The organism is Bacteroides parvus (assembly GCF_017309675.2).
In the GTDB taxonomy this organism is placed as follows: domain Bacteria; phylum Bacteroidota; class Bacteroidia; order Bacteroidales; family Bacteroidaceae; genus Bacteroides; species Bacteroides uniformis.
Genome location: NZ_CP084680.1, coordinates 657,960 through 672,226, shown reverse-complemented (window position 1 = coordinate 672,226; position 14,267 = coordinate 657,960). Strand labels below are relative to the sequence as shown.

Sequence of the window (14,267 nt, the reverse complement as noted above, 5' to 3'; positions counted from 1 at the left end):
TAACGGTTATTTGTGCGCTTGTTCCGCCGCATCGTCCTCCGGTGCGAGGGGAGCGAGTGTGAAGCTGTATTTCCATTCGTGTGGAGTGATGGTGTACTCGGGATGCACTTGTGCTCCCCAAGTATTGTCACCGCCTACGCCCATCTGCTTGTGGTCGATGTTGAGCCATACCATATCTTTCTTCTGGATGCTTCCACCGTGGCGGCGCTCCATCTGCGAGGGACGGTATTCAATGTCCTCCATCGGGAAGTTCCAGGCGCTTACGCTCAACGGTTCCTCGCCCACTACCAGCAGGCCTTCGCCGGTTGCATTACGTAGGGCCACCCAGCGTACGTCACAATGATTGGCCGTCTCTTGGGCACGTACATACGGATGGAATTGTTCCCACACCGTGGCGTTGTAGAGGCCTATCAATGCTCCCGTCTTGCGGTCGGCATACGTCTCTTGCGGACCACGGCCCAGCCAGGTCATCATTTCATATTCGGCAGGGAGTATCATGCGCATGCCCAGGCGCGGCATTTCACTCAATGGCTTCTTGCCGGGGGTGAAGTGCATGGTTACTTGAACCTTGCCGTCGGGAGTGATTTTGTAGAGAGTCTGCAAATCAGCATCTAGTTCTTCCATGCGGTAGGTCGCAGTGACAGTAGCCGTTTGTCCGGCTTCCGCAACTTCGATATGCTGTAGTTTGGCATCGCGTCCAGCGTTTTTCCAAGTGCCGCAGCGTATCAGATGTCTGTTTGGAATGTCATTGTCAGTCAACGGGCGCCAGAAGTTGGGTTGCAGCCCTTCCTTAATCAGATTCTTTCCGTTGTAGTTCAGCTCTGTCATTTCACCGTTTCGGGTAGAGAAAGCTACCTGGAAGTTATTGCCTTTCACGGTCAATGCTTCGTTGTTGCGGTTTACGGTCAACGTTCCCTCCACCGGCTGAACGGTTTTGGCTGACGGGACGGAAGGCAGTTCCCATTGTTCGATGGCAACCTCGTGTCCTTTCGGTACTAATGGCGCTTCGTGCTTGGTGAATGCACGCAGTGTGAGGAAATACTCTTTGCCGTCGGCAGGCAGCGCTTTCAGTGGCAATTCTATGTTGGCAGAGTTTCTGGGAGTAATCTTGGGGAAATCCATCTCACCGTTCTGAACGGTCTTGCCGTCGCATTCTACTGCCCAGCGGAGGGTATATCCTTCCAATCCGATGAAATCGTGCCAGTTGGTGACCTTTATCTTGTTCGGGGTGAAGGCGAGCGGTTCGAAATGGATGTATTGCAATACCTTCTTCACTTCGTAGATGTGTGGGTGCGGGGTGCGGTCGGCAGCAATCAAGCCGTTGGCACAGAAGTTGGAGTCGTTGACGACGCCTACAAATCCCATGTCGCCGCCAAAAGCCCAGATGTCGTGCTGGTTCTCGTCCTTGATGGCAAACGTCTGGTCCACCCAGTCCCAAATGAAACCGCCTTGCAGCTGGTCGTACTTGTAAATCAAGTCCCAGTAGTCCTGGAAGTTACCTACGCTGTTACCCATGGCATGGGCATATTCGCAAAGAATCATGGGGCGGGCATCACGTTGGTTCACGTGTTGGCGCAACCTCCAGATGCGTGCGTACATGGGGCAATAGATGTCGCTCTTGGAGTTGTAGCCACCCCCTTCGTATTGTATGGGACGGGTAGGATCTATCTTCTTGGTATAGTCATACAGAGTTTCGAAGTGCTTGCCGTAGCCCGACTCGTTGCCCATGGACCAAGTCACGATGGCAGAGTAGTTGCGGTCGCGCGCAATCATACGACTCATCCGCTGCATGAAAGGCACCTCCCAGGCGGGGTAGTTGGCAAGGGTCTCATCTTTGTGGAACATCATGCCATGGCTCTCGATGTTGGCTTCGTCTACCATATAGAGTCCGAATTCCGTGCAAAGCTCGTACCACGCATAGTTGTTCGGGTAGTGGCAGTTGCGTACACCGTTCAGGTTGAACTGCTTCATCAGCTGGATGTCGTGTATCATGGAAGCTACGGTGATGGTACGTCCCTTGTGCGGGTCGTGCTCGTGACGGTTCACCCCCTTGAAGAGGACGGCCTGGCCGTTAATCATCTGCATGCCGTTCATCATTTCCACGGTACGGAAGCCGAAAAGGTGCGTAAAGGATTCCTGCGGTTTTCCTTGTGCATCAAAGGTGCTGACTACCAGCGTGTAGGTGTTCGGTGTTTCGGCATTCCAGGCTCGTGCATTCGGGAACACTTGCTGCTGGGTAAACAAAGTGTCTGTGGCAGAGGTTATGGACTTTTTCCGGTCATAGATAACCTTGTCCTTGTCCATTACCTTGACTTCCACCGTTTCTCCGGCTTTAGGCCGATGGAGGAATACGTCCAGCTTTAGTTCGCCATCCTTGTAGTTGTTTATCAGTTCCGCTGTCATCCGGAAGTCCTTGACGCGGCTCTGGGGGCGGGCGTAGAGATAAACACTCCGTTCGATGCCGCTGTATTTCCAGTAGTCCTGGCCTTCCAGGTAGGAACCGTCGCTATAACGGAATACTTTTACTGCCAGTTTATTGTTGCCCTTCTTCAGCAGGTGGGTAATGTTGAAGTGCGACGGTAGGCGGCTGTCTTCTGCATATCCTGCCAATTCGCCGTTTACCCATACATAGTAGGCAGACTCCACCCCTTCGAAATCAAGAAAGATGTCCATGCCTTCCCAGCTAGCCGGGACGGTGAACTCGCGGATATAAGCACCTACGGGATTGTAGTCGGTAGGCACGTAGGGCGGATTGGGCGGGAACGGATAACGGGTATCTGTATAGATAGGTGCATCGAAGCCTTGCAGTTCCCAGCTTCCCGGAACTTCAATTTTACTCCACTTGCGGGTACTGAATCCGGGCTTGTGAAAGTCTTTGGGGCAGAGGTCATTGTTCTTTGAAAAAAGAAATTTCCAGGTGCCGTCCAGAGTGATACGGCGTTCCGTTGCAGAATTAACGTCGAACCGTACGTCGGCGGGCAAGGTACGTTGTTTCAATGCGTTGGCTTCATTCGTAAACGGAGTGAAGTGGGCGTGCATCGGTTCTCTGTTCATTTCGTTGACTTGCGGGTTTTGCCACGGCTCATTGTCTGCCAGGGCACCGGTGCAAAGCAGCGAAGAGAGAAGAAAGGTATAAAGTTTGGTCTTCATATTATTAATGATTAATTGGAAGTTGAAAATGGAAAATGGGAAACGGAAAATTTTCACCTTTCACCTTTCCATTTTCAGCTAAATAGAACAAAACAATGTCACTAAGAATGGGACGCTGAAGTCTACTACAAATCCATGGAAAATGGAAACTACTACAAACTGCTGTCCGGCTGTCCGTGTGATGATGGGCAGTGTGGTGTCCATCGTCGTGGCTCCTCCGGCAGAGATGGGAGCAAGGTTTCCGAACCATCGTACCAGCAACGGAGCGGCTAGCAGTGTCAGAATCTCCCGGCTGATATTGGCAAGCAGGGCGATGGTGCCCAGCTCGGCTCCCTTGTATTCGGTAATGAAGATACTGGAGAGCGAGTAATAGCCGAATCCGGAACCTACGGCCAGACAGTCCGTTATAGAACGGTGTGTCAGAATCAGGCTGACGGCTGCGGAGCCTGCTAGCGTTCCCAGTATCGTCATGATGGGCAGGAATACCAGTCGCGGATTGAGTGAACGGAAATTCTTCAGGGTTTGCGGGTCGTTACCCACGCTCAGCCCTACACTGAACATCAGCGCACAAAGCGCGTAGTAGCTGATGTTGGTTTCTGCAATATCAAAGGGCAACAGATGGCATACGCCGCAAATCGTACCCAGTACGAAAAAGCCCACTATGATAAGACTTCCTTTCATGCCCTTCCTCCTTTCTTGTTATACAAGGCTCTCCACAATGCCCAGGCGGCGATGACGCTTCCCAAGGTTCCTCCCAGGGTGAGTATCACAGCTTCAAGGCCTATGGTATGGAGTCCCTTGATGATTTGCTCGTTGCTTCCGACCTCGATGCCGAGGATAAACAGCAGCAACCAGATGAGCAGGGTGATGATTTGGTGGATTTTCTTTAAGTCCCGTTTCCGTAAGAGATAGCCCAGCAGCATTCCCGTGAGCATTAGTCCGATGATTGTAAACATATCTATGTCGTTTTTTAGTGGCAAAGATAGTATGGTCTATTTTTGCAGGTGCAAAGATAAAGCTTTCAAAGCAAACAAGGCGGCATTGCCGGGGGCGAATGCCGCCTTGATATACTATTTGGGAAAAGGATTATTCGTTTATTTTATTGTTGGTCTGAATCTCCATCAGAGGAATGGGCAGGAAGGAATGGGTAGATGCACTGAATCCGGTTCTGCCGTCAGCCTTCATGGCTTCGTCCAGTTTGCCCCAACGACGGAGGTCATAGAAGCGTGAGTTTTCCAGTGTGAATTCCACCAGACGTTCATGTTCAATCTGTGCTTTAACAGCAGCTTGGTCACTTCCGGTCATGGCAGGCAGTTTGCCGTGCACGCTACGTACTTCGTTAATCAATGGAATGGCTTTTTCTGGATGGCCTTGTTCATTGTAGATTTCAGCCTTCATCAGCAGTACATTGGCATAACGCATCAATGGCATGTTGGTACCTACGTAGTTTTGTGCATAGTCGCTCCAAGTTGAAGGCATGTATTTACGGTAATTATATCGGGTGGCAGAATTCTCATCATAGATGTCATCGTAATTGTACCCCAGAATGTGCCCGCCTTCATAGTAATACGGATCATCAAACATCATGGAACCATAGGCACGGGCATCGTACATGTTACCTTCGGCAATGCGTCCTTCTTTCAGGAATTCGTTGTACATCATGTCGCTGACACGGATTTCGTCCCAACCGGACATGCTGCCCGGAGCTACCCAGAAGTGGAGTACGTGCTTGTGGAAAGTACCGTCGGCCGTACTGTTGGTAAACTGAAGTTCCAGAATGGACTCTTTGCAATTCTTGTTGGTGCCGTCGAACATGCTTCCGTAGTCGGACTCCAGTTCGTAGCCGGTCACTTTGTTGAAAGCGGCTTCTGCCAGCCCCAGGTATTCGGCCTTTTTGTCACTTTCTTCATAAGCACGGGTTAAGTAAGCCCATCCCAGGTAAGAGTAGGCTGCTCCTTTGGTTACACGTCCCGCTTCGGAAGAAGGGCGGTCTTGTGGCAGCATGCTGCCTGCTTTGTCCAGTTCAGTACAGATAAAGTCCCATGCTTCCGTTCTGGTAGACAATGCTTTGTGAGTCTGGGATTCTCCGGTCAGATATTCATTGCGGATAATGATTTTCTCCCAGCTCATAATCAGTTTGAAATGATAGTAGGCACGCAGGAACAGAGCTTCGCCCGTAAGATGGTTCTCGTCATCGGCACTCATCTTCTCACCGCTGGTCTGTACTTTGTCAATACCGTATAATACGTTGTTGGCGTAGTTGATGCCATTGTAATTGTTCATCCAGTATTCTTTGATGCTGGAGTTCTCATTGTTGTAGGTGAATCCGTACAATGCAGCCCATTCCGGATAGTTGTTGACGTCCTGGCCTTTTACCATCTCATCGCTACGGAAGGTTTCCACAACAAACTTGACTTCTGCAACCGTGTAAGAGCCGGTGCGGTTATCCAGCTGGCCATATACCGCTGATAGACCTGCCTCTACATCGGCTTTATCTCTCCAGTATTTGTCTGTAGAAAAGTCGGGAGACTCTGTCGTCAGGAAATCATCGCATCCTGCCAGTAAGGCGGCGCATAAGAAAGAGGCTATATATATAATTTTTTTCATTGTCTTCTTGTTTTTAATGGTGATTAGAATGTAACTTGCAGACCTACTACAAATGAGCGGGTGAACGGGTATACAAAGGAGTCTACACCGGTGTCCAGAATGCTTGAAGAGAATTCAGGGTCGATACCGGAATATTTGGTGATGGTAAAGAGATTCTCTCCACTGACATAGAGGCGGCATTTTTCAAGATACATTTTCTTAGCTAAAGCCCTGGACAAGCTGTATCCTAACTGCAACTGGCGAAGGCGGACGAAGTTACCGTTTTCGAGGAAGCGATCGGATTCACGGGTATTTTCATTCGGGTCACCCAGTACAGCTCTTGGCATGCTTGTTCCTGCGTTTTGCGGTGTCCATGCATTCATGGTGCTTGTGAAGTAGTTTCTACCGGCGTCCATTCCTTCATAATACAGACGGTTTACGTTGTAGAGTTTGTGCCCCCATGCACTGCCGAACTGGAAGGAAAGGTCAAAGTTCTTATAGGAACCGCTGAATGACAAGTTGGCTTCCACCTTGGGAATACCGGAACCGGAATATACCTTGTCGCCGGAGTCGATGCTTCCATTGCCGTTTACATCCTTGAAGCGGATATCACCGGCTTTGGCACTCGGCTGGAGACGTTCGCCTGCACTGTTTACGTAAGCAGCAGCTTCTGCATCAGTCTGGAATATGCCGTCAGTCTGATACAGCCAGAAGCTGGCTACCGGATAACCTTTCAGTGTTTGGGTTACGAAGTGGCCGTCACCCTTCCAGGCAGAACCATAAAGTATCTGGTTCGGGTCTGCCTTCAACATTTCGTTGTGGATGGTAGAAAGGTTGAAACCGATATTATAGTCGAAACCGTTGATGTTGTCTCCATAGTTCAATTCAAGCTCGAAACCTTTGTTTACCATCTTTCCTACGTTGACAGTAGGATTGTAGATACCTGCAGAAGGCGGCATGACTTTTTCAATCAGTAAGTCTTCCGTTGTGTTGTAATAGTAGTTAAGGCTACCGCTCAACTTATTGTTGAAAAGACCGAAGTCGAAACCGATGTTTTTGGTATCGGTAGTTTCCCAACGCAAATCGTCGTTTACCAGATAGAGGTTGGACATGCCGGCCCAAGGATTGCCACCTTGTATGTAGCTCATCCATTGGGTATTGCTGTTACTCATTGTTGGCGCATAATAGTAGCCCAGTGCACTCTCGCTACCCAGGCGTCCCCAGCTGGCGCGGAACTTCAAGTTGCTGATAGGGGTGCTTTTGGGGAAGAAATCTTCCTCGCTGATTCTCCATCCCACTGCTACGGAAGGGAAGGTACCCCAACGGTTGTTTTTACCGAACTTGGAAGAGCCGTCGGAACGTACAGTCACTTGCAGCAAGTAACGGCTGGCGTATGAGTAGTTGAAGCGTCCGAAGAAAGAAGCGCGGTTGTAATCGTAGAAAGTACCTGTGCCGGCAAATGTACCGCCGATACCTGCATCGATTGTGGGAGATGTCGGGTCGAAGAATCCGCCGGGAACCTCGCTGGAACTCAGACTGCCGCCTACTACATCATATTCGGTTTTCTTGCCTTCCACGCTGACAGAACTTTTATCTTGATGGGCAGAAATGATGGAGTTACCTACCATGGCAGTAACGGAGTGCTTGCCGAAGTCTTTCATGAAGGTCAATACATTCTCGAATGTTTGCTTGCGATAGTATGAGTTGTACTCGTAGTTATAAGGATAGAGGCTCGGCTCTTGTGCATTGGCTTCGTATTTGGCACGATGATAACGGTCGTTGTAGTAGTAACCGTCGTACGTATAGCTTGTTTTGAATGTAAGCCACGGGGCGAGGTTCATGGTCAGACCGATATTGCCGGTAATGTCGTAACCCGTATATTTTCTGTCTTTGTAATGGTCGTCTGCCATGACATTACGGTTGGTTGGGAATTCCATCTTGGTACCGTCTACCGACATGTCGGTCAGACCGTATCCGTATGTCTGGTTTTCGTCGTAAACGGGCACCAGTGGCGAAATGGAGTACATTTCTTTTAAGGAATACTGAGGCTGTTTGCTTTGTGTGACCTTGAAGTTCAAGCTCGCATCGAAATCAAAGATATATTTGTGTGCATTCAGTTTCAGACGGGCATTGTCCTGGATGTAAGAGTTACCTTTAAAGATACCCTTCTCGTCGGCATGGCCATAAGAAAGTGAATATTTAGCAACTTCAGAACCTCCGATGAGGTTTACATAATAGTTCTGTGCGATGCCGGTACGGAGCATTTCATCCTGCCAGTTTGTATCGGCACCGGTAGGGTTCTGTCCATTCTTGTACGTAAGATAAGCGGGCTTGTTTGTCCCTGCATTCTCGTACATCATGTTGTGCACTTTCAAGTAGCCGTCTGCATTGAGCATGTCGAACTTCTTGGCTACCGAGTTGACCGTCATATATGTATTAAAGGAAACTTTCAGTTCTCCTTCCTTTCCGTTCTTGGTAGAAACGATGACTACACCATTGGCGGCCACAGAACCGTAGATGGCAGCGGCGGCACCATCTTTCAGGATTTCCATGGATTCGATATCCTGCGGATTGATGGTGTTGATGTCGCCAGGATACCCGTCGATGATGTAAAGCGGCTCGTTGTCACCCATAGTCTTGATACCACGGATTTTTACGGAAATGCTTGCACCTGCATTACCTCCCGATTTCAATACGCTTACACCGGCAATTTTACCTTGCAGTGCTTCGGTTGCGCTGGTAGTGGCACGCTTCATCAAATCTTCCGCTTTCACCGAAGAAATGGCACCGGTCATGTCGCTCTTCTTCATCGTACCGTAACCTACGACTACGACTTCATCCAGCATTTCAGAATCATCTTTCAATGCTATTTTGATGTTCTTCTGCCCGTTGAGGGGAATTTCCTGGGTTACATAACCCACATAAGAGATTACCATAGTTGCTTTAGGAGAGACTGTCAACGTAAAGTTGCCGTCAACGTCGGTGATGCAACCATTGCCGGTTCCTTTCTCCAAGATACTGGCACCGATAAGAGATTCTCCTTTGGTATCGGTTACGGTACCGGTTAGCTGGATGGTTTGCGCTAATGCACTTAGCGGCGCTAGACATACAAAGAGCAAAGCAAGTAGTAATGCTCTTTGCAAATACTGTTTAATTTTACCCATGTGTGATAAAGTTTTTTAAGGTTAATACTTTGTTTTTCACAAGGGCAAAGGAAGTGATATAATTATAAGGTTGACTATGACCTTTATCTATAAAATATCTACAAAGGAGGCTGAAAGCACTATTATTTAATCTACAAGATGATTGATAAAACGTTGAATAATAATATTTTATTGTAATATAATATATCTACAAGAGAGCTTTTCTCTTCGGCTTCGTTTTTAGAAGCTCTGGAGGTATTCAACCAAGTCTTCTTCTGTGGATAAGTTCAAGGATTTGCGTAAACGATACCGGTTCATATTGATTGTTTTGGGAATGGTGCCGGTTATCATGGAGATTTCTTTGGTTGACAGATTGACGCGCAATAGAGTTGCCAAGTATTTTTCGCCTTGCGTCAGATTAGGGTGTTTTAATGCAAGTCGGTCCAGAAATTCTTTGTTCTTTTCTTCTATATTCAGCAATAAGCTGCTGTTTGTCTTATCTCCGCTTTGATATTGGCTGATGAAGGCATTCACTTTTTTTAGGTGGGGAATGAGTGTTTGGTTATCCATCTTATAACCCTCTTTAATCATCCCACGTATCTTGTCGAGTAGCTCATTGCGGCTTCTTAGGAATACGGCAAAGCTGGTGACCTCCTGGCGGCTGTCATCCAAAGCACTCTGCACGTTTTTCAGTTCCATTTCTTGCTGTTGTAGTTTCAGTTCGGATACTTCGCGTTCGGAGAGTTCCAACTGATAGCGGGTTTCAATCAGTTGCAGGTCTTTTCTGCGTTTATACCATTTATATAGGAAGATACTGACAGCTAAACCGAGAATAAGTATGCTGCCCAAGAGCCATAGATTGCGTTTCAGCAATTCTATTTCATAGGTTTGTTCCTGCATTTCAGTGGCATGCTTCTGGTCCTGGTATCTTTTATAGGAAATTTCCTGCTCGATGTTACGCAGCTTGTTGCTGCTTTGCAGCTCTTTGCTCAGGTGCTGCATTTTCTCCAGGTATTTATAGGCTTGGGCATAGTCACCTATAGCTGCATATACCATGGACGAATATTCGTAATTGTCGCAAATCAGTTCGCGGGCTCCGATATTATGGGCATACTCGTAGGCTTTATGCAAGGCTTCCAGGGCTTTGGAGTATTGCTTGTCATAGTAATACTGTTTCCCCATGTTGTTGTAGTTTTCGCCAAGAGACCATTGGGCGTCCAGATTCTTGTTGATGGTGATGGCTTCCTGGATGAAAGAAAGTTTCTCTTCCGTATTTCCCTGGTACAGACAAAGGTTGTTCAGGTTGGTTGCAATCTCTTTCAGGTTTCGTTGGGCACGGTTGATGGCCAGCGCACGTTGGAAGAAACGCTCGGCAACGGTAAATTCGTTCATGAAGTGGTGCATAACTCCACGTTCGTTATAGCATCCGGCCACAGAAGTGGAATCACCAATGGCTTTGAATATGGAGGTTGCCTTGTCGTTTAGTTCTATGGCTTTGTTGTAGTCTCCCAGTTTGCTGTAGACACGTCCCATGAGGGAGTATAGTTGGGCACTTTGTTGCTTGTTTGCGGGGGTGATGTATTTCTGAGTATCATATAGATTCTTGATACTCAGGTCAAAGTTGCCCAATAGCTGTTCTGCCTGGCAATAAAGGAACATGGCCTGCGCACGGACCTCACTGGGCTCATCTTCGGGAAACAAGGCAGAAGCCTGAGCAGCATAGTAGGAAGCTTGTTTGGGGGTGTTGTATAGGCATTTCTGTGCTTGGTCAATCAATTTCTGTGCTTGCTGCATGTCTTGAGCTTGCAGTGGGGCAAGTGCTGACAGAAGACATACGAGTAGTAGACATAGGTTTTTCTTCATGGCATCGTCTTGTTTCTGCAAATTTAATTAATTCTTCTTAGAAGTCAGGTTTCCCTCCAAAAAGATTTATCTTTGTGCCTCAAAGATAGCGATATATATGTTATTACCTTATTTGAATAAAGACTTGATAGAGGCGGGATGCGATGAGGCCGGTCGCGGCTGTCTGGCCGGTGCGGTCTATGCCGCTGCCGTTATTCTGCCAACGGACTTTAAGAATGAACTTCTGAATGACTCCAAGCAGCTGACGGAAAAACAACGCTATGCCTTGCGTGAAGTGATTGAGAAAGAGGCTCTGGCATGGGCGGTGGGCGTCGTCTCTCCCGAAGAAATTGACAAAATCAATATTCTTAATGCCTCCTTTCTTGCCATGCACCGTGCTGTTGACCAACTGAATGTCCGTCCGCAACATCTGCTGATAGACGGCAACCGCTTTAAAAAATATCGGGACTTGCCGCATACTACCGTAGTGAAAGGAGACGGGAAGTACCTTTCCATCGCTGCCGCCTCCATTTTGGCAAAGACCTATCGTGATGACTACATGAACCGCCTTCACGAGGAATATCCGTATTATGACTGGAATCGTAACAAGGGGTATCCCACCAAGAAACATCGTGCCGCCATTGCTGAGCGGGGCACTACACCCTATCATCGCTTGACGTTCAATCTCTTGGGGGATGGGCAGTTGTCGCTGAACTTCGGACAATGATGCTGTTTAGAACCACTTAATCCTTCTGAACCATACGAATGTCACTGCTGATAATATTGCCGACAAAAGTATGATGAAAATAAACGCGTGCGGAAAACTCTCCAGGTGGATGTCCACATTCATGCCGTAGAAACTGGCTATCAACGTGGGAATCATCAGTGTAATGCTGAGGCTTGTCATACGTTTCATGATGGCATTCACATTGTTGGAGATGATGGAGGCGAAGGCATCCATGGTTCCCGTCAGGATATCACTGTAGATGTTTACGGTATTGTATGCCTGCTTCAACTCGATGACCACGTCTTCCAATAATTCCAAATCCAGATAATTGGTGTCTTGAAAGATGTTTTTCAGCCGTCCTATCATCACTTCATTGCCACGGATGGAAGTGTTGAAGTAGACCAGCGTCTTTTGCAGCTTCATCAGTTGCAGGAGATCTTCGTTGCGGATGCTTTTCTCCAGCTCTTTTTCGGCGGTGGCCACATCGTTGTTTATCTGTTTCAGATACTTCAGGAACCAGACGGCGGAAGAGTAGATGATTCGCAGAATCAAATCCAGTTTATTGTTGACGACTATGTTCTTCCGGCGGGTGTGCTGAATGAAGTCCGGTATCAGCTCCGTGTGGTGATAGCAGACAGAAACGATGATTCCGTCATTGGTGATAATGCCGATGGGCACAGTGATGAACGGCACGCCGCGTTGGTTGCTCTGCATCGGGATGCGGAGGATGGTCAGCAGCCAGTTGTCTTCTGTTTCCGTACGTGGGCGCTCGTCCACGTCGGCTATGTCTTCCAGGAATGATTCGGGAACTTTCAGCTCTTCGGTTAGGAATTTGAAATCATCGTTGTCCGGGCATTCTACGTTGACCCAGCAGTTGGGTTGCCATTCGGCCTTTTCAGTGAAGCCGTTTTCACTGTAGAGATACTTTCTCATTGTTTGCCTCCTTTCAGGTTGGAACAGAGGCATTGCAGTCAACGTCTCCGTTCGTTTTATTGGTGAATACTATTGCACGTTCGTGGGTTTGAATCGTCCATATTTCTTGTTTTTTATTTTTTAAGCGTGGCAAAAGTACATAAATCATTTGAAACAGTACGCTTTAACAGCTGTTTTTTGTACCTTTGCAGCGCAAAAACAGGTTCCTACTATAAAGAACGTTTGTATCATACAAAAAGATTATACAATTAAATTCGATTAATATTATGAGTAAGAAAGCCCTTTTAATGATTCTTGATGGCTGGGGCATCGGCGATCAAGGCAAAGATGATGTGATTTTCAATACACCTACTCCGTATTGGGACAGTCTGTTGGCAACTTATCCGCATTCCGAGCTTCAAGCAAGCGGTGAAAACGTTGGTTTGCCCGACGGACAGATGGGTAATTCTGAAGTAGGTCACCTCAATATCGGTGCCGGACGTATCGTTTACCAGGATTTGGTGAAGATTAACCGTGCTTGTGCCGATGGCAGCATTCTGAAGAACAAGGAAATTGTTTCTGCTTTCTCATATGCAAAGGAAAACGGCAAGAATATCCACTTTATGGGACTGACCAGCAACGGTGGCGTGCACAGCTCTTTTGACCATTTGTTCAAACTCTGCGATATTTCCAAGGAATACGGTATCGAGAATACCTTCATCCACTGTTTTATGGACGGTCGTGATACCGACCCGAAGAGTGGTAAAGGTTTCATTGAGCAGTTGACTGCTCATTGCGAGAAGTCTGCCGGCAAGATTGCTTCCATCGTGGGACGTTTCTATGCCATGGACCGCGACAAACGTTGGGAACGTGTGAAGGTTGCTTACGATTTATTGGTAAACGGTGAAGGCAAGGTTGCTACGGATATGGTCCAGGCTATGCAGGAGTCCTACGACGAAGGCGTTACGGATGAATTCATCAAGCCGATTGTGAACGGTGGCTTCGACGGTACCATCAAGGAAGGTGATGTTGTAATCTTCTTCAACTACCGCAATGACCGTGCCAAGGAATTGACCGTTGTCCTCACCCAGCAAGATATGCCCGAACAAGGCATGCAGACCATTCCGGGCCTGCAGTTCTACTGCATGACTCCGTACGATGCCAGCTTCAAGGGTGTGCATATCCTTTTTGATAAGGAGAACGTACAGAATACCTTGGGCGAATACCTCGCTGCCAATGGCAAGACCCAGCTGCACATTGCCGAAACAGAGAAGTATGCACACGTGACTTTCTTCTTCAACGGTGGCCGCGAGACTCCCTACGATGCTGAAGAGCGCATCTTGGTTCCTTCTCCGAAGGTTGCCACTTACGACTTGAAGCCCGAAATGAGTGCGTACGAGGTGAAGGACAAGCTGGTTGAAGCTATCAAGACCCAGAAGTTCGATTTCATCGTGGTGAACTACGCCAATGGTGATATGGTGGGACATACCGGTATCTACGAAGCTATTGAGAAGGCAGTGAAAGCCATCGACGAATGTGTGAAAGATACTGTTGAAGCTGCCAAGGCAAACGATTATGAAGTAATCATCATCGCCGACCACGGTAATGCCGACCATGCTCTGAATGAGGATGGTACTCCGAATACTGCCCACTCTCTGAATCCCGTTCCTTTCGTTTACGTTACTGCAAACAAGGACGCCAAGGTTGAGAACGGTGTATTGGCTGACGTAGCTCCTTCTATCCTGCATATCTTGGGTATGGAACAGCCGGCCGAAATGACTGGTAAGGATTTGATTAAGTAAGGCGTCAAGGCCGTAACAATATTTAGACGCGGATTATACGGATTCCACGGATGCTCTTAAAGTTGAGTCTGTGCAATCCGGATAATCCGCGTCTTTTTTTAATAG

9 protein-coding genes are annotated in these 14,267 nt (G+C 47.9%); 2 read left to right on the top strand and 7 right to left on the bottom strand.

Features of this window, described 5'->3' with window-relative positions; genetic code table 11:
• Window positions 1-6 precede the first annotated feature (6 nt).
• The 6 genes from lacZ to JXR92_RS02615 all read right to left on the bottom strand — a co-directional run bounded on the left by lacZ (window position 7) and on the right by JXR92_RS02615 (window position 10,742).
• The gene (gene lacZ, locus JXR92_RS02640) at window positions 7-3,150 is read right to left on the bottom strand and encodes a beta-galactosidase, LacZ type (RefSeq protein ID WP_138344669.1); all 3,144 of its coding nucleotides are present in this window, start codon (window positions 3,148-3,150) and stop codon (window positions 7-9) included.
• Between the two features lie 78 nt (window positions 3,151-3,228).
• Window positions 3,229-3,831, bottom strand: coding sequence for a LysO family transporter (locus JXR92_RS02635; protein ID WP_005830487.1), 603 nt, complete (start codon window positions 3,829-3,831; stop codon window positions 3,229-3,231).
• A complete protein-coding gene (locus JXR92_RS02630) occupies window positions 3,828-4,106 on the bottom strand; it encodes a LysO family transporter (RefSeq protein ID WP_117600194.1) in 279 nt (92 codons plus the stop codon). Before JXR92_RS02630 ends, JXR92_RS02635 begins: the two co-directional genes overlap by 4 nt.
• A gap of 130 nt (window positions 4,107-4,236) precedes the next feature.
• A complete protein-coding gene (locus JXR92_RS02625) occupies window positions 4,237-5,757 on the bottom strand; it encodes a RagB/SusD family nutrient uptake outer membrane protein (protein WP_117600195.1) in 1,521 nt (506 codons plus the stop codon).
• A 23-nt stretch (window positions 5,758-5,780) separates the two neighbouring features.
• Window positions 5,781-8,900: a SusC/RagA family TonB-linked outer membrane protein gene (locus JXR92_RS02620; protein ID WP_138344668.1), complete on the bottom strand. Its 3,120-nt coding sequence runs from the start codon at window positions 8,898-8,900 to the stop codon at window positions 5,781-5,783.
• A 219-nt stretch (window positions 8,901-9,119) separates the two neighbouring features.
• Window positions 9,120-10,742 carry a tetratricopeptide repeat protein gene (locus JXR92_RS02615; RefSeq protein WP_119961449.1) on the bottom strand — a complete coding sequence of 541 codons (1,623 nt, stop codon included), beginning with the start codon at window positions 10,740-10,742 and terminating at the stop codon, window positions 9,120-9,122.
• 97 nt (window positions 10,743-10,839) lie between these two features.
• On the opposite strand from JXR92_RS02615, the gene JXR92_RS02610 reads away from it, so the two are divergent.
• A complete protein-coding gene (locus JXR92_RS02610; RefSeq protein WP_005834538.1) occupies window positions 10,840-11,448 on the top strand; it encodes a ribonuclease HII in 609 nt (202 codons plus the stop codon).
• Window positions 11,449-11,454: 6 nt separating this feature from the next.
• Here the strand turns inward: JXR92_RS02610 and JXR92_RS02605 are convergent, their stop codons facing one another.
• On the bottom strand, window positions 11,455-12,381 hold the full coding sequence (locus JXR92_RS02605; RefSeq protein ID WP_005834540.1) for a magnesium transporter CorA family protein: 927 nt from the start codon (window positions 12,379-12,381) through the stop codon (window positions 11,455-11,457).
• 266 nt (window positions 12,382-12,647) lie between these two features.
• Between JXR92_RS02605 and gpmI the strand changes: the two genes are divergently transcribed.
• On the top strand, window positions 12,648-14,162 hold the full coding sequence (gene gpmI / locus JXR92_RS02600) for a 2,3-bisphosphoglycerate-independent phosphoglycerate mutase (protein ID WP_005834542.1): 1,515 nt from the start codon (window positions 12,648-12,650) through the stop codon (window positions 14,160-14,162).
• Window positions 14,163-14,267: the final 105 nt, after the last annotated feature.